Here is an 18273-nt window from a genome sequence, read left to right as displayed (position 1 = left end):
GCAGCTGTCAGCCGAGCGCAAGAGCCGCCAGACGGGCGGTCAGACACAAGGCGACCTGCATGTCAGACGGCCTTGATGGCCAGCGAGTCCACCCCCAGGCGACGCAGCAGGCGGGGACGATACAGCGCCTGCTGCTCAGGACGCGCGGCATGCCAGCGCACCACGCCCAGCCCCGCCGCCAGCGAGAGCGCAAAGCCCAGCGGCACCACCAGAGCCCCTGCGCCTGCCAGCTGCTCGGCCACGATACCGCCGAGCATGCCACTCATCAGCGGCAGGCCATACAGCAGTCCGGCACTGCGCAGGAAGGCGGATTCGTCGATACCGATCACGACCCGTTCGCCGACCATCGGCCACGCCTCGCCAAGCGGCACATGAATCAGCACGCGGTGTGCCTTGCGGCGCGAGAACTGGCTCAACAGCCCGCTCCCGCAACTGCTGCGAGCCTTGCAGGCTCCGCAGGTGGAGCGGCGCTGGGTCTCGACCCACACCCCTTCCCTGCCATGACCGGTGACCTGCCCTTCTTCCTGCATCATCTTGCCGACTCCTGAAATCTCGCCACCTGCCGGCAGCACATACGGGTAGAATAACGCCTTTCAGGGGGACGCTTCACCTCACCCCGCCGTCATTGCCCATCATCCCGGGCGACCGGGATGACACCCATGTCCGCACAGGAACTCTCATGAGCGAAGTACCGCCACCCTCCACCTCGCGTCTCGACCCCCTGCATGGGGTCACCCTCAAGGCGTTGCTGACCTGGCTGGTCGACCATTACGGATTCGAGACGCTGGGCGAACTGATCCCCATCAATTGCTTCCTGAGTGACCCCAGCATCAACTCCAGCCTCAAGTTCCTGCGACGCACGCCCTGGGCACGCGCCAAGGTCGAGGCGCTCTACATCCAGACGGCAGATCGCTATCTACATGACTGAGGCGGAGAGTGGCCACACCGCCAGGTGACGGCGCTGGCCGGACGCGACCAGGATATGCGGGCGCAACCAGGATATGCAGACGCAAAAAGAGGGGCAGCCATTGGCTGCCCCTCTTTTCCTGTCGCCACTTGCTGCTTTCACCTACCCTGGCAACGACGCCATCGCAGGCCAGTCATCCCGCGAAGGTTACTGGGCGACATCCTGCAGGCTGATCCATTCGCTGCGCTCCGGCACGGGGCCACGCTCGGACGACTTGCTCAGGTACGCTTCAAGAAGTCGACGCTGGGCAAGATCCGCCGCCGCGACGTTGCTGGACGACATGCCGGAGTCATAACCGCCATTCTGCGGGGCCATGAACATGGGACGCGACGGAGAAGCCGTCACGCCGACCTGCATCAAGCCGCCTGCAGCACTCGGTTGTGCCCACTGGGAAGCTTCGGCATTCACGGACGGCTGGCTGACCTGATGCACCGCGCCACCCTGCAGACCTGAAGCCCCGCTGGCCAGCTCCGCGCCTGAGCCGTTGAGGCTCGGCACGCCGGTGTCAGTGCCATTGAAGACCTGCACACCGGTGATCACCATCACCGCGACACCCGCCGCGATCGCGGCAGAGCCTGCGAAGGAGAAGAGGCTGCGGCGCTCGGCCACGGGTTCGGCAACCGGCGCTTCACGGGAGATCATCTCGACCTCGGCACTCACGGCCGCCGAGATATCCATGGTGAAGCTGCTCTCGCGCTCGCGGTGCATGACGCTGCGCGCAAGATGATAGCGACGCCAGGTGTCTGCCGCCTCAGGCGATTCGTCGAGCCCCTTGAGGACACGTCGCAGATCCAGCTCGTCACCCTCCGCATCCATCAGCGCGGACAGCGACTCCTTCACGGATTCGGTGGTCTTAAGATTCATGCGTAAATACCCTCACACTCGACAGGCCATCACGGGGCACAACCTGCATTTCAGACAACGAATGGCGTCATGACACGACTGGCTCGCTGCATGACTCTTGGCGGCCCGACTGAACGAACCGGCAATCTGCACACTATGATCACGCGCGCGCCAGTTCGTTCCGCGATTCATTCAGAAAACATTCACTTTTCATGCACTATCTGAACAAGCCATTGTTTTTTATGAGTTTTCTCGACAGACAAGGATGTAGACCATCGGAGACAGATACCTGCCTGTCGGTCCTGCTCGACCGCCAGACGCCGTCCTCAACAGTGCCCCTCTCAGTCAGCTACCGCCCCAGCTGCAGCAGGACTGAGCAGCCCCTGGATGGCCTTGTCCACCGATTCGCGAGCACGGAAGATGCGTGAGCGAACGGTCCCCACCGGGCACTGCATCACCTCGGCGATATCCTCATAGGACAGACCGTCGAACTCGCGCAGCGTGATGGCGGTGCGCAGGTCTTCCGGCAATTTCTCGATGGCATCGAACACCACCTTCTCCAGCTCGTCACGCGCCATGGCCGCTTCCGGTGTCTCGACATCCGCCAGACGTCCGGACTGATCCAGCACCTCGGCATCCCCGATGTCCAGATCCGTCCCCGGGGGACGCCGCCCCCGCGAGACCAGATGATTCTTGGCGGTATTGATGGCGATGCGATACATCCAGGTATAGAAGGCGCTCTCCGCCCGGAAATTGGGCAAGGCGCGATAGGCCTTGATGAAAGCTTCCTGGGCGACATCCTGGACTTCGGCATGATCATGCACATAACGGCTGATCAGGCCGAGAATCTTGTGTTGATACTTGTTGACCAGCAGATCGAAGGCGCGGTTATCCCCTTTCTGGGCGCGCTCGACCAGCTGCTGATCTGTCTCATTGACACTCATTCACTCGCTCCCTCCGCGGGAGTGGAGGCACCGCTAGAGACGACTCGCAAAGACGTCCCCGGGGCATCAGTACCTGATGGAAATCGCGACTCGCGCATATGGAATCCGGCCCCTTTGACATTCATGCTCATGGATGCGTCGCGCAATTCGAACAGCACACTGGCTACCTTGCACCCGTTCGGGCGACCAAAATCAACGCACAGTGTTCCTGTTTATCATTTGCACGGCAAGACACGTGGTGGCCAAAGCCACAGGTTTTCCATGCCCACGCCTGAGATGACCGTGTTTGGCGACGCTGACTCGCTCAAGTGTAACGATTACTTTACGACTGACTCATGACCAGGCATGACACTCGCTCCTGAACCCTCCATTTACCTTGACAGGTGATTTATATTGCGCCAAAGCCGCTGACAAGCGTCAAAGCAGCAGATACCATGGAGCCATTCACGACTCCACTCACGGCAGGGGGACAGCCTCTGCCAGGATCTGCGCTCACGATTGCGGACCGAACAACGCTCAGGACACCGTCATGTCAGAACAGCACGTCAACAACCTCAACGTCCTGTCCCAGGATGTACTGATCACTCCGCAGGCGCTCAAGCAGGACATCCCGCTGACCGACAAGGCCGAGCAGACCGTCATCGAAGGCCGTCGCACCATCCAGCGCATTCTGGACGGCGAAGATCCGCGCCTGCTGGTGGTGGTCGGCCCCTGCTCCATCCATGACCTGGACGCCGCCCGCGACTATGCTCGCCGCCTGAAGGTGCTCGCGGAAGAGGTCAAGGACAGCCTCTACATCGTGATGCGCGTCTACTTCGAGAAGCCGCGCACCACGGTCGGCTGGAAGGGATTGATCAACGACCCGCACCTCAACGATTCCTTCGAGATCGAGGAAGGCCTGCACATCGCCCGCGGCCTGCTGGTCGAACTGGCCGAGATGGGCCTGCCGCTGGCCACCGAAGCGCTGGACCCGATCTCCCCGCAGTACCTGCAGGACTGCATCAGCTGGTCCGCCATCGGCGCGCGCACCACCGAATCCCAGACTCACCGCGAGATGGCGTCTGGCCTCTCATGCCCGGTCGGCTTCAAGAACGGCACCGACGGCTCGCTGGATGTCGCCGTCAACGCCCTGCAGTCCGTCTCCCACGGCCACAACTTCCTGGGCATCAATCAGGCCGGTCAGGTCGCGATCATCCGCACCCGCGGCAACGCCTACGGCCACGTCGTGCTGCGGGGCGGCAACGGCAAGCCGAACTATGACAGCGTCAGTGTCGCCCTGGCCGAGCAGGAACTGGCCAAGGCCGGCGTCACCGCCAACCTGATGGTCGACTGCTCCCACGCCAACTCCAACAAGGACCCGGGCCTGCAGCCGCTGGTGCTGGAAAACGTCACTCAGCAGATTCTCGAGGGCAACCGCTCCATCATGGGCCTGATGGTCGAATCGCACATCAACTGGGGCGCCCAGAAGATCAATGCCGACCGCAGCAAGATGGAATATGGCGTTTCCATCACCGATGCCTGCATCGACTGGGCGACCACCGAAGAGACCTTCAAGACCATGGACACCAAGCTCAAGGACGCCCTGCGCGCCCGTCTCGAGCAGTCCGCCGAAGCCTGATACGCACCGGACAGGCAGACAGAAAAAGCCCCGCCGATCGGCGGGGCTTTTTTGTGGCCACTCAGTACCTGCGAATCAGTACTTGCGAATCAGTACTTGCGAATCAGCACTTGCAGATCAGGGCTTGCGGATCAGTTCTGACGTACGCCGTCAATCTCGCGCACGAAGGGCGGCAATGCCTCGATCAGCTGCTGACCGTAACGCTTGGTCAGGATGCGCCGATCCAGAATCGTGATGCGCCCTTCATCGGCCTCCTTGCGGATCAGGCGTCCGCAGGCCTGCACCAGCTTGATGGACACATCGGGCACCGCGATGCGCATGAACGGATTGCCGCCTCGCGACTCGATCCACTCTGCAAGCGTCGCACCGACCGGGTCATCCGGCACCGCGAACGGCAGCCGCGTGATCACCACATGGGTCAGGTACTTGCCGGGCAGATCGATCCCCTCGGCGAAGCTCGCCAGGCCGAAGATGATGCTGCCGCGACCACCATCCACCGCCTTGCGGTGCTGACTGAGCAGCTCGTGCTTGGGCAGGCGACTCTGGGCCAGCACCCGCTTGCGGGTCTCGTTGTCCAGCGCCTTGTTGACCGCCGCCAGCTGCTTGCGCGAACTGAACAGCACCAGCACCGCCTCGCGCACATCCAGCGCATTGACGAAATCGACGATCGCCTGCTCATGCGGGCCGGGCGGCGACGGTTCTACCGCCTCGCGCGGGATGGCCAGCACCGCCTTGCCATAATCGAACGGGCTGGGCAGTCGCTGATAGCGATAGCGATTGGCCAGACCAGCGCGCTCCTGCAGGCGTTCGAAGCGGTTGAGCGCCGTCAGGGTCGCGGACGTCAGTACCGCGCCGAAACAGGCCCCCCACAGGTGGCGCGCCAGGGTCTCCGCCGCCGAGACGGGGCTGGCCGAGACGGTCATCTCCGGTTCGCCATTGAAGCGCTCGAAGGTCAGCCAGCGCGCATGCGGCGGGCCATCCGCGGGGTCGCTCAGGCCGATGGCCTCCCACAGCGCATGGGCTTCCAGCGCACGTCCATGCAACAGGGCCACCAGCGGCAACCAGTCCTCGGCATTCTCCTTGGGCAGGCCTGTCGCCTTCTCCGGGTCCAGACTCTCGCGCAGGATATCGGCGATCTGCTCCAGCGCCCGTGACAGCTCCGCGAAGCCCTTGAGCAGATTGTGCCCCAACTCCTTGAGCGCCTCCGGTGCCTGGCCGCGCTCGAAACGATGATTGGTGGCATCATCGCCCGCCCCCTCCGGCAGGTCAGCCAGCTGGTGGCCCAACCCGAACACCTCGCCCAACCGCGGCTCGATGTCGGCCAGCAACTCCGGCATGCGCGCCAGCAGGCGCCCGATGGTCGGCTGACTGCCCAGCGCCGCGTTCAGCTCGGTGAGCGACTTCTTGAGATTGCCCAACCAGCGCAGCGTCTGATTGATCGGCGTGCGGTGGTGGAAGTGGTCCAGCGCCTTGTCCGGCAGGTGATGCGCCTCATCGAAGACGTAGATGCAGTCACTGGGTGAGGGCAGCACCAGCCCGCCGCCCAGCGAGAGATCCGCCAGCACCAGATCATGGTTGGCGACGATGATGTCGGCCTGCTCCAGCTGACGGCGGGCACGGAAGAAGGCGCACGCCGAGAAGTGGCTGCAGCGGCGATTGGTGCACTGGCGGTGGTCCGTGGTCAGCCGCGCCCAGTCGCGATCCTCGACCTGCAGCGGCCAGCTGTCGCGGTCCCCGGCCCACTCGCCGCTGGCATAGTCCTCGGCCATCTTGCCGGCCAGCTCCACGAAGCTGCCACCATCGCTGGCGATCATGTCGCGCTCGAACAGCGCCATGGTCGGGTTGTCCTCGACGCCTTCCAGCGCCTGATCCAGCTTCTGTACGCACAGATAGCGCCGCCGCCCCTTGGCCAGCGCATAGTCGAAGGTCAGCCCCGAATGCTTCTTGAGCGCCGGCAGGTCCTGATGCATGACCTGCTCCTGCAACGCGATGGTGGCGGTGGAGACCACCAGCCGCTTGTCGCGTGCCTTGGCCACCGGCAGCGCGGAGAGCAGGTAGGCGAGCGTCTTGCCGGTACCGGTACCGGCCTCCAGCACGCAGACGTGCTCGTTGCCGAGGCGATACCCTTCCGGATTCTGCTCGATGTTGCCCAGGGTGCGTGCAATCTCGGCGATCATCAGCCGCTGCCCATAGCGCGGCGTCAGCTCAAGCCCCTCAAGCAGCTTGCGATAGGCGGTCTGGATCTCGCCCTTGAGACTGTCTTCCAGCATTGCGTGTCTCTCCTTGTGCCGAGCTGACCGCCGTGCGGTGCCCTAGCGCAAGACGGCGAACAGCCTGAGCTGTTCGCCGTCCATCACTTGCTGTCTTCTGACTGCGCTGCCGAGCCATGCCCTGATGAGTGGCATCGGTCATCCAGGCCAGACAGCCAGCATGAGCGGGGTATCACCCTCGCGTCACAGCATGCCCTGTGGCGGTTGCTCGCGGGGCAGCGTTTCCTGGATGTACTCCTCGATCTCCGGCAGGGAGAACACATCCTCCTCGCCGATGAAGCTGATCAGGCTCACGTCACTGAAGCTGGCACGATGCACGTAATCTTCCGGCACCTCCGGCAGCGTGAAGTTGATGGCATGGGTGGCATCTTCCAGCGGCAGTCCCCGCCCGGCCACGTCACTGACCACCAGCACCTTGAGCTTGCCGTTGCGGAAGGCGTCCTGCGCCTCGAGACGTGCCGTCTGGGTCTCGGCACCCGACATCAGCGCCACCTCGATGCCTGCCTCGCGCAGAGCGGCATCGATGCGACGCACCAGCGCACGGGTATTGCCGAATACCACCACGCGCTCCAGCGCGTCCTGCTCGACAAGCTTGACCAGCAGACGCAGCTTGTCGTCGTCGCTGACGGTATAGGCCTGCACGCCCGCGTTGTCTGCCGGGATGGCAGCCGCGGCTTCATGCTCCACCGCCACCTGAGCGGCCTCATGCGTCCACTGCTCTGCCAGGCCCAGCACGTCGGAGGACAGCTCGGCGGAGAACAGCAGTGTCTGGCGCTCCTCGGCACGCGGCGTGGCGCGGATGATGCGCTTGACGTCCGGGATGAAGCCCATCGACAGCATGCGGTCGGCCTCGTCGACCACCAGCACTTCGGTCTCGGAGAGATCGACATCGCGCTTGGTATGGAAGTCCAGCAGGCGGCCCGGCGTGGCGACCAGCAGGTCGACCTTGCGCTCGAGACGCTCACGCTGCTTCTGGTAGTCCATCCCGCCGACCACGCAGGCCACGGAGATGCGCGCGAATTCGGAGAATGCCTTGGCATCCTTCTCGATCTGCAGCGCCAGCTCACGGGTCGGCGCGATGATCACGGCACGCGGGGCACCCGGCTTCTGACCTTCCGGCGCCTTCTCTTCCAGGAAGTAGGCGAGCGTGGCGATCAGGAAGGCAGCCGTCTTGCCGCTGCCGGTCTGGGCGCGCCCGACCACGTCACCGCCCAGCAGCGCCTTCTCGAAGGTCTGGGTCTGGATCGGGGTGCAGTATTCGAAACCGGCCTTCTGGATGGCACGCATCAACGGCAGCGGCAGATCGAAATCGTGGAAGCGCCACTGACCGGCGACCGGCGCGACCTGGAACTGATCAAGGTTCCACTTGGACTGGGAGCGACGCGGCTTGCGGCGACGACGCTTGGGCTTTCTGGGCTTCTGGTTCGGGTCCTGCGGCTCTTGCTGAGTCTGCTCAGCGGCTGGCTGGGTCTGATCCGTCTCGCTCATGTAATCCGTTCTTTTCAAGGGTTCATATGCGACAGGCGCGGGCCGCTCTCGGAATCTCGCCACGACAGGCCACACCCGGATGGTTCGTCATGCCCAGTGGTCTCACCTGGTTCGCCTGACCCGCTTGTGACAAGCGGTCGTCTCGGGCTGCATGCGCCTTTGCCGGATTGGGAGTCATCCCGTGCCTGTCTGCTCCCCTTCGGGGGTATGCGTCTCCAGGGCCACGCAGGCCCCGGGTGCAGACATGCACGAATGCTCTCACCTGTTCTGAACGGATTCACGCATCCGGATCTCCCCTGCCCGAATGTTCGGCAGGGGCTGGAGCGGACGTCGGCCATGAGGGTCAGCTCACCTGGCATCGGTCATGTCATCGCCGCGCACAGGGAACCGACAGGCTCATGGGTCGCCACAAGGGCGGCCAGTACTGCGTGTCGGTGGAATGGTTGTCTTCTGTCATCTTCTTTGGGCCCGGCGAGGACACGCTGAACGCTTCCTGCCGGAGCGACCGGGCGGTACGTTGCAGGCCAGGTCAACGAGGCTGGCGGGTCCTGAGAGCCGTTCCCCCGGCACGGCATTCAAGCAACGTGCCGCGAAGGCAGGGTACTTGAGACATGCGTGTGGAGGGTGAGGCTTCGGATCCTGCGGCCAGTCGCGAGTCGCGCCTGCGGGTAACAACGATGATGCCGGATCATTGTACCAGCACGTGACCATCTTCGCGCCCCTGCGTGGCATCGTGATGACCCCGCCCGGGCATGGGGAAACCTCCCATCACCATCTGCGTCCTGCAGACATCAGGGGAGCGGCGTGTGACATGGCGCATGGCACCTGCCCCGTGCAGGCTGGTAGAATGCCCGCCAACTGATGCGATTGCCCGCACGCCACGCCCTGACTTGCGCGTGTGCCCGAGGCTGGCGACTGCTGACACCGAACAGGAAAGCCCGAAGATGACACGCAGAAAGAAGAGCCGCTCCATCGCCGACAAGGTGCAGATTCGCACCGGCCGCCGCAAGGACTTCAAGAAGTGGCGCGCCGAGAATCCGGATCAGGTACATTCCGGACCTCGCTATGTGGCCAAGAAGAAGGATCAGCGCAAGAGCCAGGCAGCCGCCAAGCTGGAACGCATGAACGCCGCCCCGCTGCTGCCGCTGCATCCGGACGCCCCTGCCGAGCAGGACGACAAGGGCGGAAATGATGAGGGAGGCAAGGCGTGATGCGACTGGTGTCCTTCAACATCAATGGCATCCGTGCGCGTCCGCATCAGCTGGAAGCGCTGATCGAGGCGCATCAGCCGGACGTCATCGGCCTGCAGGAAACCAAGGTGCAGGACAGTGAATTCCCCCACGCGCACATCGAGGCACTGGGATATCACGTGGTCTGGCACGGCCAGAAGGGCCACTACGGCGTCGCGATGCTGACCCGCCAGGTGCCGAAGAAGGTGCATTACGGCATGCCCGATGACAGCGAAGATGCCCAGAAGCGCATGATCGGCGTCGAGATCGACGGCCCGAACGGCGAACCGCTGATCGTCTACAACGGCTACTTCCCCCAGGGCGAGAATGTCGAGCACCCGGTGAAGTTTCCCTACAAGACGCGCTTCTATCAGCAGCTGTTCCGCCTGCTGGAAGAGGACCACACCCCCGATCAGCACGTGGTGGTGATGGGCGATTACAACATCTCGGCGACTGACCGCGACATCGGCATCGGCGAGCCCAATCGCAAGCGCTGGCTGCGCGAAGGCAAGACCAGCTTCCAGCCCATCGAGCGCGAGTGGATGGAGCGTCTCTACGCCTGGGGCCTGACCGACAGCTTCCGCCACGTGCACCCGGAAGTCGATGACCAGTTCAGCTGGTTCGACTATCGCTCGCGTGGCTTCGAGCGCGAGCCCAGACGCGGCCTGCGCATCGACCTGATCATGACCAGCCCGGGGCTGACCCCGCTGATCAAGGATTCCGGTGTCGATTACGTGCTGCGTGGCATGGAAAAGCCATCGGACCACGCGCCCGTCTGGACCGATATCGGCTGATACGCTGAGCAACGCTAGCGCGAACACGATCGCCAGATACGCAAACGCCGCCTTCCCCCCGTCTCAGGACGACCAGGAAAGGCGGCGTTTGCGTTGCACTGACGGTCAGACAGCCAGGAATCGCGGGGGTGGGCGCCTCAGCGCTGCGCGAGTGACTTCAGCCAGTCATCGGCCCCTTCGGCGCCGCGTGCCTGCGCCTTCTTGAAGGCCTCACGCGCGGGGTCCAGCTGGTCAAGCTGACGGGCGACCACACCGCTGAGCAACCAGTGACGCGCGGAATCATCCCCGCGCTCACCGGCACTGGCCAGGGCACCGCTCGCGATATCCCAGCGCCCCCAGTCATAGGCCAGTTCCGCCAGCTGCCGAGCATCCTCGACACGGCCACTCTGCTCGGAAACCGTCGCCCACGCCGTCAGCGAGTGCTCGATGTCGCGCGCCGAGGTCCAGGCCTCTGCCAGCTGACGACGCAGTACCGGCGTGTCTACCAGCAACGGCTGCCCCTCGGGGGTTGCCGACGTTGAAAGTCCCGCCTCGATCAACTCCGCGGCTCGCGCCGGCGCGCCGGCGGCCAGTTGCAGATCGATGCGCTGCTGATAGGCCTCGCGACCACTGACGATTCCCGCCGCCCAGGCGGCTTCCCAGGTACTCGCCGCACGCCGCTGCTGATTGAGACGCTGATAGAGCGCCACGGCGCGCTGCCAGTCCTGCGCATCCCGCGATTCGCCAAGTCCCTGCTCGACCAGTGCCACCGCCGCAGCATGGCGTCCCGTCTGCTGATAGACGCTGACGGCAAGTTTCAGGCGATCGCCTTCAGGCGCACTCGCTCTGCTGGCGCGCTCCAGCCAGTCCTCGGCCCGCGACCACTGGCCACGGTTGGCTTCCAGGCTGACGGCCAGCCACAGATCATCGGCACTCGCCGAGCCGCCATGCAGGTACTCCGCCAGACGTGCGGTACCGGCTTCCTGCTCTCCCGCCCGCAATCTCAGCATGGCTTCGCGCCGCAGCCACTTGCGCGCCTGACTGGCATCGACGCCCGGCAACCGGCGCGCTTCGCTATAGAGACGCGCCGCCTGGGCCTGATCCCCTTGTCTTGCCCGCGCGCTGGCGGCCAACGACAGATACAGCGCACGTACCTCGCCACGTTGCTGACGGGCTTCCCGCTCGGCACGCTCGCCGACCTCGTCGTAATCCCCCTCTTCCAACCGTGACTGGAGCGTGCGCAGCTGCCCCGCGACCTCCGCCGACACGCGCATTGCCCCATTCGCGGTGGCGACGCCCCCGACCTCCATCATCAGCATCAGACAGGTGGAGACCAGGGTCACGCGCGTCAGGCGACGCCCGCCGCGACGAATCGCCGTCATCAGACGAGCGCCGAGACCTTCAGGCGTCGCTGACTCGGCAGGCGCCTGTCGCGTGGACTGCCCGCGCGGTGAGCGCTTGGCGGAATGCTTGTCTTGGTTCGACATCGTACGGATATCCTTTGCTCCACGACTCAAGTACGTCTCAGATACGCCTCAGGCGTCATGCCTGCCATCTGCTTGCAACACCAGCTCTCTTCTACACCAGATTCGCGGCGAAGACATGAATGACAGGTACCGCTTTGCATGCGCCCGGGTTGCCTCAACGCAACTGGAACTCAAGCCGTTGACGCGCCTGACGCGCTGTCTGGGCCGCCGGGAACTCCCAGCGCGCGATGGCCTTCATCGCGGCGCGATCAAAGACACCGGAAGGCTCTGCACGCACCACCCTCAGCGAACTGCCATCGACATTGCCATCCGGACGAATCACGAAGGCCACCTCGACGAAGCCCTCGATGCCACGCCGGCGTGCACGACTGGGGTACTCAGGCGCCGTGCGCAGCGTCGGGCGGGGCGAGCCCCCTTGCGCCGCGGGTGCCGGGGTCGACCTGGCCTCCGATCGAGAAGCACTGGCGGTGGCCTGGGCACTGGACTGGGCTGACGCCTGGGAGGCGGGTGCCGGGGCCGGCTTCGGCGTTGGCTTGGGTTTCGGATCCGGTTTCGGCTCCGGTTTCGGCTCCGGTGTCGGCGGACGCTTCACCTCCAGTGGCGGCAGGCTGTCATCCAGCGTCAGCTCCGGCGTTGGCGGCAGTGGTGTCTTGACCTCAGGGATCGCCACCGAGCTTGTCACCTCTGGTGACGGCATCGGTGCCGCTTTAGGCGGCGGCGGTGGCTCGGCCGGTGGTGTCGGCAAGGCCTCTGCCGGCGCCGCTTCAGGGGCGGGTGCCTCTTCAGGCGCCTGAACGGTCGAGACCGACAGCGGCTCAGGCGCCGGCGCATCGTTCACCGGCGGCGCCACCAGCAGTGCCAGGGCATAGAACAGGGCCAGCGCCAGCAGGGCTCCGCCCAGCAATCCGATCAGTCGATTGGCATACAGACGTCGCGTCATGTCATTCGCCTTTCGATGCCGCGACCGCGATGTCCTGCACTCCCGCACTGCGCAGCGCATCCATCGTCTCCACCAGCAGCCCGGTCCGCGATTGACGGTCCGCCTGGATCACCACCGGTTGGCCATCGGCCAGCTCCGCCACCGCGTCCCCGACACGGTGGGCATCCACCGGCTTGCCATCGACCCACACCGCGCCCTCGGCGGTGATCGCCACCATCACGGCCGCATCCGGACGCGCCGTGGCATGCGAGGCCTCGGGGCGCTGGATCTCGACCCCCGACTCCTTGACGAAGCTGGTGGTGACGATGAAGAAGATCAGCATGATGAAGACGACGTCCAGCATTGGCGTCAGGTTGATCTCGCCGCTGTCTTCCGCGGCTTCCATGCGACGTCTACGCATGCGGTGTCTCGCTTGTATCAGAGGAATCGGAGTCAGGCGCGATGGACATGCCGCCAGGTACCTTGCCCTTGCGGGCATCATCCACGGCGCGCGCCAGGCGGTCGTGCAGGCGTTGGTCCTCACGACGCACGACACGCTCGAAACGGGTCACGAACAACAGTCCCACCACCGCCACCGCCATGCCGGCCAAGGTCGGCAAGGTGGCACGCGCCACGCCATCGGCCATCGCTCGCGCCTGGCCGGTACCGGCGATCGCCAGGGAATCGAAGACGTGAATCATGCCGGTCACGGTGCCCAAAAGGCCCGCCAGCGGGCAGATCATCACCAGCAGCTTGAGCCACGGCAACGGCGCGCGCAGGCGTGACAGCAGCTCACGGGTCAGTACCTCGCGGTGAGTGAGCGCCGACCAGCTGTGGTGCTCGCTGCGCGCCACCCAGTCGTGGATCAACTGGCGGCGTGCCGGCCGATGCACCAGCCGCCAGTAAAGGCCGCGCTCCAGCGCCAGACCGAACAGCAGCATGGCGATCAGGCAGATCACCACGATCAGAGGCCCGCCGCTATCCACCAGCCGCATGACCGGTGCCAGCGCACCGGGCAACAGGGAAGAAGAGGCCAGCGACTCAGGCATGCTCGGTTTCCCGCGTGCGGGCATTGGCCGTCGCCGCGGCGGCGGGCGCACGACGCTCGAGGTGATCCGCCAGACGCGCACTGGCACGCCCTTCCAGGCGTCCCATCAGCCCCTTCGACAGGCTCGACAGACCGGTCTGCGCGAACAGCAGCGGCACGGCGGTGATCAGACCCAGCACGGTGGTCACCAATGCCTGGGAGATGCCGCCGGCCATCAATTTCGGATCGCCGGTACCGAAGACGGTGATCGACTGGAAGGTGCCGATCATGCCGGTCACGGTGCCCAGCAGACCCAGCAGTGGCGCGATGGCCGCCAGCAGCTTGACCAGTGCCTGACCACGTTCCAGCTTCGGTTGCTCGGCGAGCAGCGCCTCATCGAGACGCGCTTCCAGCGCTTCCGGCTCATGATCATGACGCATGCCTTCAAAGCGGGTCAGCACGCGGCCCAGCGGGTTGTCATCCTTGAGCTGGGTCAGATCCGCTTCCTGACGCTTGACCGCGCGCCGCGTGGCCGTCAGGCGCACCAGCTGGATCAGCGCGATGATCAGCCCCAGCACGCCAAGCCCGACGATCACGTAACCGACCGCCCCGCCCTGCTTGAGTCGCTCGGTCAGTCCCGGCGCACGTGACAGGGCGCGGGTGACATCACCCCCGGTGGGATCGAAATCGAGTCGATCGGTATCGCCGGCATTGAACGCCGCCAGCTGATCACGCATGGTCGCTGGCGTCTTGCCGGCAAGGCCGAGACTTTCCAGTGCGCTTGCACCATCCACGGCCTTGTCATCGGACAACGGTGAGAGCAGCAGATCGCCACTGAAGGCCATCTGCTCGCCGACACGCACGATCTCGCGTGGCTTGATGCTGCCATCGGCACCGGCCAGCGGTGCCTTGAAACGCAGCGCACGGCCACTTTCGCGGGCGATGCTACTGATGTCGGCCGTCAGGGCCGCGAGTCGCTCACGACCGGGCACTTCATCCCGCGGACCAAGGTCCGGCAGTCGGGCCTGCCCACCGGCCAGCAACCAGTTGCCGGCCACCCCTTCACGGACTTCCCGCGCATGCTTGCGCGCCACCGTGAAGACCTGGCCGAGATCACCCTGCTGCGCCTGGCGCTCGTCATCCAGGCCGCTGAGGGTCGCCTGCTGCTGCTTCGCTTCGGCTTCAAGGGTCTCGCGCTTCTCGCGCAGGCTGTCACGTTGCGCCTCGGCCTTGGCCACGGCCGCCTTGAGCGCTTCACTGTCCGACAGCAACGTCTCCAGGCGTGTCTGATCGCGACCTTCCGCCTGACTGGCCGCCTGTTCGAACTGCTCGACGCTCAGTGCCTGTGCCGCGGAGCCGGTCACGGCATGTGCCGGCAGCGCGCTCATGCCGAGCACGCCCAGCAGACTCACGCCGAGCCACCCGCGCTTGAGCGCGCCAGACATCGACAGTCGCGGGAATGTCTTGTGCATCATGGACATCAGCTGGACTCCTGCGCGGACGGGGTAGACGAAGCGGCATTGGAGACAGCCTGACGAGAGGCGTCGAGCTCCACGTTTTCCACCGGGACGGACAGCGGCAAGGTGAGCAGTGACGGGGCCTGCTGGTCACGCGCCATGCTGATTCCCTGGCGCAACTCGCTCAGCGCACTGTCATCCAGTACCTGCCAGCTGTCATTCTGCGTCTTCCATGCCCCGCCGTGCTGGCCATCCAGCGTCAGGTAATAAAGCCCCACGCGGCCGACACGCAGATATTGCACCTCGGTGTCCTCCGCACCGATCAGCCCCGCACGCCAGGTATCCAGGCCCTGGCCGTAGCTCAGCTCCTGCTGCCAGGCATTGAGCAGCTGATCGAGGCGCTCGTCATTGGTGAGACTGGCGTTGGACAGGTTGTCGCGCAGCCGTGCGACACGCGCCAGACGCTCTTCCTTCAGGAAGGGCAGGTCCTGCTCGATGAACGCTTCCAGCTCATTGACCTGCTCACGCAGCAGGCCCGGCAAGGACTCGCGGGTGGCCTCAAGATTCTCGAGCGCCGTGCGCTGACGCTCGATTCGCGCGGTACGGTCGGCATTGAGCGGGGTCAGTTCCGCGGTATAGCTTTCCAGACGCGCCGCTTCCTGACGCGCCTCGCGCAGCCTCACCAGCAATTCGCGGGTCTCGTCGTCAGCCGCGTCGATGCGCGACTGCAACTCCCCCTGGGTCTGCTGATGACTCGCCGCACTGTCACGCAGCGTCTGTGCATGAACCGGCAGACTCGTGGCACACAGAGGCACCATCAGCGCCAGCGCGGGCAGCATGCCGCCAAACGCGCGCGCCCTCGGGAAAGAGAAAGAAGTGGAACGCCGCACGGACATCTCCTGAAGAACAAGACTGGGTTGCATCCTCGGTCACTGGCCATGCTGCCAGAGAGTCGCGAGTGGAAATGCAAATCACTGGCAGGGACGGTATTACAAACAAGAACAATTATCAATTGATCTCGATCCGCACTCGCCTCCATCTCTGCAATGCCGCGTTGCAGGCTTTCCCCTCGCGTGCCGACGCTCACGCAGAGCCTGTCAGATGTCATGCCCTCGGGATGCCATCCAGGCAGACGCCATGACGTGAGGATGTCTGATCCGGGCACAAAAAAAACGCGACCCGCCGAAGCGGGTCGCGTTTTCTGCTCATGTCCGGTCCGGGTGTCCGGTGCCGGATGAGAGGTCAGCGCACTGCCTTACAGCTTGCCTTCCAGCTCCGGCAGCACCTCGAACAGGTCACCGACCAGACCGTAGTCCGCGACCTGGAAGATCGGCGCCTCATCATCCTTGTTGATCGCGACGATGACCTTGGAGTCCTTCATGCCCGCCAGGTGCTGGATCGCACCCGAGATGCCGACGGCAATGTACAGGTCCGGGGCAACGATCTTGCCGGTCTGGCCGACCTGCATGTCGTTGGGCACGAAACCGGCATCCACGGCGGCACGTGAGGCACCGATGGCGGCGCCCAGCTTGTCGGCGATGCCGTCGAGCAGAGCGAAGTTCTCACCGTTGCCCATGCCGCGGCCACCGGAGATCACCACCTTGGCAGCACCCAGCTCCGGACGCTCGCTCTCGGCCAGCGTCTCGTTGACGAAGCTGGAGACACCGGCATCCTCGACGACATCCACCGCCTCGATGGCCGCCTGGCCGTCAGCCGACACCGGGTCGAAGCCGGTGGCACGCACGGTGATCACCTTCAGGACGTCGTCACTCTTGACGGTCGCGATGGCGTTGCCGGCATAGATCGGACGCAGGAAGGTATCGGCACTCTCGACCGCGATGATCTCGGAAATCTGTGCGACGTCCTTCAGCGCTGCCACGCGCGGCATGAAATTCTTGGCTGTGGTGGAAGCACCGGACAGCACATGGCTGTAGTCGTCCGCCAGCGCCACGACCAGTGCCGAGACATTCTCCGCCAGCTGATGGGCGTAGACCGCGTTGTCCGCCACGCGCACACGCTTGACGCCGGCAAGCTTCGCGGCCTGCTCGGCAACGCTCCCGACACCTTCCCCCGCGACGAGAACATCGATATCGCCACCGATGGCGCTGGCAGCCGCTACCACACTGGCAGTGGTACCTGTCAGCTGGCCATCGTGATGATCGGCAATGACGAGAATGCTCATGAGATCACCTTTGCTTCATTCTTGAGTTTGTCCACCAGCTCATCGACGGAGCCGACCTTGACGCCACCCTGGCGCTCGGCCGGCGGCGTCACCTTGACCAGCGTGACCTTCGAGGCCGTGGAGACACCCAGCTCTTCCGGCGTCTTGACGTCCAGCGGCTTCTTCTTGGCCTTCATGATGTCCGGAAGCTTGGCGTAGCGCGGCTCGTTGAGGCGCAGGTCCGTGGTGACCACCGCCGGCAGGCTGAGCTTGACGGTTTGCAGACCCCCGTCGATCTCACGAGTGACGTTGACGCTCTCGCCATCGACCACCACCTCGGAGGCGAAGGTGCCCTGCCCCATGCCGGTGAGCGCCGCCAGCATCTGGCCGGTCTGGTTGTTGTCGGCATCGATGGACTGCTTGCCGAGAATCACCAGGCCAGGCTGCTCTTCCTCGACCACCTTGGCCAGCAGCTTGGCCACTGCCAGAGAGTCGACGGCATCATCGGTCATCACCTGCACGGCACGATCTGCCCCCAGCGCCAGCGCGGTACGCAGCTGTTCCTGGGCGGCCTTCGGCCCGATGGTCACGGCCACGACCTCGGTCGCCACACCTTTTTCCTTCAGGCGTACCGCTTCTTCCACGGCAATCTCGCAGAAGGGGTTCATGGCCATCTTGACGTTGGTCAGATCCACGTCAGACTGATCCGCCTTGACGCGAATCTTGACGTTGTAATCGATGACGCGTTTCACCGCGACGAGTACTTTCATGGTGTCCTCGCTGATCTCTCATGGAGCGAGAGGCTGCTCGAGGCGCCCCCGCTCGATTCACGCAAGCGTTTGATAGGTGAATATCATCCAAAATAGGTCGTGCTGACAAGCACCGCGTCACGGCACCCCATCCCACGACCCGAAGGCATGCTGCCTGCTGCTGGCGAACGCTGCTCGCCGGCCGTTGACAACCGGCCCTGATGGCAACGGATCATCATTCTCATGGGGGCATCTTGCGCAGAATTGGGGGTCGGGGTCAAACCGGAAAGCCACCATCCGGGTGCCCGGACATGAAACCCGTCAGGCGATATCCTGCAACA

17 protein-coding genes are annotated in these 18273 nt (G+C 64.5%); 4 read left to right on the top strand and 13 right to left on the bottom strand.

Features of this window, described 5'->3' with window-relative positions; translation table 11 throughout:
- Positions 1 to 62 precede the first annotated feature (62 nt).
- Positions 63 to 533, bottom strand: a complete 471-nt coding sequence (locus BOH68_RS04550) for a SoxR reducing system RseC family protein (RefSeq protein WP_077372161.1) — start codon at positions 531 to 533, stop codon at positions 63 to 65.
- 146 nt (positions 534 to 679) lie between these two features.
- Between BOH68_RS04550 and BOH68_RS04545 the strand changes: the two genes are divergently transcribed.
- On the top strand, positions 680 to 928 hold the full coding sequence (locus tag BOH68_RS04545; protein ID WP_077372158.1) for a VF530 family protein: 249 nt from the start codon (positions 680 to 682) through the stop codon (positions 926 to 928).
- A gap of 186 nt (positions 929 to 1114) precedes the next feature.
- Here BOH68_RS04545 and BOH68_RS04540 read toward each other — a convergent pair whose 3' ends face one another.
- Both BOH68_RS04540 and rpoE read right to left on the bottom strand, forming a co-directional pair.
- Positions 1115 to 1831, bottom strand: a complete 717-nt coding sequence (locus tag BOH68_RS04540) for a sigma-E factor negative regulatory protein (protein ID WP_077372155.1) — start codon at positions 1829 to 1831, stop codon at positions 1115 to 1117.
- 320 nt (positions 1832 to 2151) lie between these two features.
- Positions 2152 to 2754 carry an RNA polymerase sigma factor RpoE gene (gene rpoE / locus BOH68_RS04535; protein ID WP_077372152.1) on the bottom strand — a complete coding sequence of 201 codons (603 nt, stop codon included), beginning with the start codon at positions 2752 to 2754 and terminating at the stop codon, positions 2152 to 2154.
- Positions 2755 to 3283: 529 nt separating this feature from the next.
- Between rpoE and BOH68_RS04530 the strand changes: the two genes are divergently transcribed.
- Positions 3284 to 4372 carry a 3-deoxy-7-phosphoheptulonate synthase gene (locus tag BOH68_RS04530; RefSeq protein ID WP_077372149.1) on the top strand — a complete coding sequence of 363 codons (1089 nt, stop codon included), beginning with the start codon at positions 3284 to 3286 and terminating at the stop codon, positions 4370 to 4372.
- Between the two features lie 131 nt (positions 4373 to 4503).
- Here BOH68_RS04530 and dinG read toward each other — a convergent pair whose 3' ends face one another.
- Both dinG and BOH68_RS04520 read right to left on the bottom strand, forming a co-directional pair.
- Entirely contained in the window at positions 4504 to 6642 is a 2139-nt protein-coding gene (gene dinG, locus BOH68_RS04525) for an ATP-dependent DNA helicase DinG (protein ID WP_077372146.1), read from the bottom strand.
- 183 nt (positions 6643 to 6825) lie between these two features.
- Positions 6826 to 8130, bottom strand: a complete 1305-nt coding sequence (locus tag BOH68_RS04520; protein ID WP_077372143.1) for a DEAD/DEAH box helicase — start codon at positions 8128 to 8130, stop codon at positions 6826 to 6828.
- Positions 8131 to 9074: 944 nt separating this feature from the next.
- Between BOH68_RS04520 and BOH68_RS04515 the strand changes: the two genes are divergently transcribed.
- Positions 9075 to 9341 carry a hypothetical protein gene (locus BOH68_RS04515; RefSeq protein ID WP_077372139.1) on the top strand — a complete coding sequence of 89 codons (267 nt, stop codon included), beginning with the start codon at positions 9075 to 9077 and terminating at the stop codon, positions 9339 to 9341.
- A complete protein-coding gene (xthA, locus tag BOH68_RS04510; protein ID WP_077372136.1) occupies positions 9341 to 10153 on the top strand; it encodes an exodeoxyribonuclease III in 813 nt (270 codons plus the stop codon). The genes BOH68_RS04515 and xthA overlap by 1 nt, the downstream gene beginning before the upstream one ends.
- A gap of 137 nt (positions 10154 to 10290) precedes the next feature.
- Here the strand turns inward: xthA and BOH68_RS04505 are convergent, their stop codons facing one another.
- The 8 genes from BOH68_RS04505 to BOH68_RS04470 all read right to left on the bottom strand — a co-directional run bounded on the left by BOH68_RS04505 (position 10291) and on the right by BOH68_RS04470 (position 17953).
- Positions 10291 to 11619 (bottom strand): hypothetical protein, encoded by a 1329-nt coding sequence (locus tag BOH68_RS04505; protein WP_077372133.1) that lies wholly within the window; start codon positions 11617 to 11619, stop codon positions 10291 to 10293.
- Between the two features lie 154 nt (positions 11620 to 11773).
- Positions 11774 to 12559: an energy transducer TonB gene (locus BOH68_RS04500; RefSeq protein ID WP_077372129.1), complete on the bottom strand. Its 786-nt coding sequence runs from the start codon at positions 12557 to 12559 to the stop codon at positions 11774 to 11776.
- Position 12560: 1 nt separating this feature from the next.
- Positions 12561 to 12959 carry an ExbD/TolR family protein gene (locus BOH68_RS04495; RefSeq protein ID WP_077372126.1) on the bottom strand — a complete coding sequence of 133 codons (399 nt, stop codon included), beginning with the start codon at positions 12957 to 12959 and terminating at the stop codon, positions 12561 to 12563.
- Positions 12952 to 13587 (bottom strand): MotA/TolQ/ExbB proton channel family protein, encoded by a 636-nt coding sequence (locus tag BOH68_RS04490; RefSeq protein WP_077372123.1) that lies wholly within the window; start codon positions 13585 to 13587, stop codon positions 12952 to 12954. The genes BOH68_RS04495 and BOH68_RS04490 overlap by 8 nt, the downstream gene beginning before the upstream one ends.
- Positions 13580 to 15046 (bottom strand): MotA/TolQ/ExbB proton channel family protein, encoded by a 1467-nt coding sequence (locus BOH68_RS04485; RefSeq protein WP_258038154.1) that lies wholly within the window; start codon positions 15044 to 15046, stop codon positions 13580 to 13582. The genes BOH68_RS04490 and BOH68_RS04485 overlap by 8 nt, the downstream gene beginning before the upstream one ends.
- On the bottom strand, positions 15046 to 15912 hold the full coding sequence (locus BOH68_RS04480) for a DUF3450 domain-containing protein (RefSeq protein ID WP_170877342.1): 867 nt from the start codon (positions 15910 to 15912) through the stop codon (positions 15046 to 15048). Before BOH68_RS04480 ends, BOH68_RS04485 begins: the two co-directional genes overlap by 1 nt.
- Before the next feature lie 365 nt (positions 15913 to 16277).
- Positions 16278 to 17204: an electron transfer flavoprotein subunit alpha/FixB family protein gene (locus BOH68_RS04475; RefSeq protein WP_077372117.1), complete on the bottom strand. Its 927-nt coding sequence runs from the start codon at positions 17202 to 17204 to the stop codon at positions 16278 to 16280.
- Positions 17201 to 17953 (bottom strand): electron transfer flavoprotein subunit beta/FixA family protein, encoded by a 753-nt coding sequence (locus BOH68_RS04470; RefSeq protein WP_077372115.1) that lies wholly within the window; start codon positions 17951 to 17953, stop codon positions 17201 to 17203. The genes BOH68_RS04475 and BOH68_RS04470 overlap by 4 nt, the downstream gene beginning before the upstream one ends.
- Positions 17954 to 18273: the final 320 nt, after the last annotated feature.

Origin of the sequence: Cobetia sp. MM1IDA2H-1 (assembly GCF_002916775.2) — a bacterium.
GTDB classification, from domain to species: Bacteria; Pseudomonadota; Gammaproteobacteria; order Pseudomonadales; family Halomonadaceae; genus Cobetia; species Cobetia marina.
Note: the sequence above shows the minus strand (reverse complement) of the source record. Positions and strands in the feature narration are given on the sequence as shown.

Excerpts from the sequence above, each read along its gene's own strand:
- BOH68_RS04550 (WP_077372161.1), bottom strand. The coding sequence starts at position 533 with ATGATGCAGGAAGAAGGGCAGGTCACCGGTCATGGCAGGGAAGGGGTG.
- BOH68_RS04545 (WP_077372158.1), top strand. The coding sequence starts at position 680 with ATGAGCGAAGTACCGCCACCCTCCACCTCGCGTCTCGACCCCCTGCAT.
- BOH68_RS04540 (WP_077372155.1), bottom strand. The coding sequence starts at position 1,831 with ATGAATCTTAAGACCACCGAATCCGTGAAGGAGTCGCTGTCCGCGCTG.
- rpoE (WP_077372152.1), bottom strand. The coding sequence starts at position 2,754 with ATGAGTGTCAATGAGACAGATCAGCAGCTGGTCGAGCGCGCCCAGAAA.
- BOH68_RS04530 (WP_077372149.1), top strand. The coding sequence starts at position 3,284 with ATGTCAGAACAGCACGTCAACAACCTCAACGTCCTGTCCCAGGATGTA.
- dinG (WP_077372146.1), bottom strand. The coding sequence starts at position 6,642 with ATGCTGGAAGACAGTCTCAAGGGCGAGATCCAGACCGCCTATCGCAAG.
- BOH68_RS04520 (WP_077372143.1), bottom strand. The coding sequence starts at position 8,130 with ATGAGCGAGACGGATCAGACCCAGCCAGCCGCTGAGCAGACTCAGCAA.
- BOH68_RS04515 (WP_077372139.1), top strand. The coding sequence starts at position 9,075 with ATGACACGCAGAAAGAAGAGCCGCTCCATCGCCGACAAGGTGCAGATT.
- xthA (WP_077372136.1), top strand. The coding sequence starts at position 9,341 with ATGCGACTGGTGTCCTTCAACATCAATGGCATCCGTGCGCGTCCGCAT.
- BOH68_RS04505 (WP_077372133.1), bottom strand. The coding sequence starts at position 11,619 with ATGTCGAACCAAGACAAGCATTCCGCCAAGCGCTCACCGCGCGGGCAG.
- BOH68_RS04500 (WP_077372129.1), bottom strand. The coding sequence starts at position 12,559 with ATGACGCGACGTCTGTATGCCAATCGACTGATCGGATTGCTGGGCGGA.
- BOH68_RS04495 (WP_077372126.1), bottom strand. The coding sequence starts at position 12,959 with ATGCGTAGACGTCGCATGGAAGCCGCGGAAGACAGCGGCGAGATCAAC.
- BOH68_RS04490 (WP_077372123.1), bottom strand. The coding sequence starts at position 13,587 with ATGCCTGAGTCGCTGGCCTCTTCTTCCCTGTTGCCCGGTGCGCTGGCA.
- BOH68_RS04485 (WP_258038154.1), bottom strand. The coding sequence starts at position 15,046 with ATGTCCATGATGCACAAGACATTCCCGCGACTGTCGATGTCTGGCGCG.
- BOH68_RS04475 (WP_077372117.1), bottom strand. The coding sequence starts at position 17,204 with ATGAGCATTCTCGTCATTGCCGATCATCACGATGGCCAGCTGACAGGT.
- BOH68_RS04470 (WP_077372115.1), bottom strand. The coding sequence starts at position 17,953 with ATGAAAGTACTCGTCGCGGTGAAACGCGTCATCGATTACAACGTCAAG.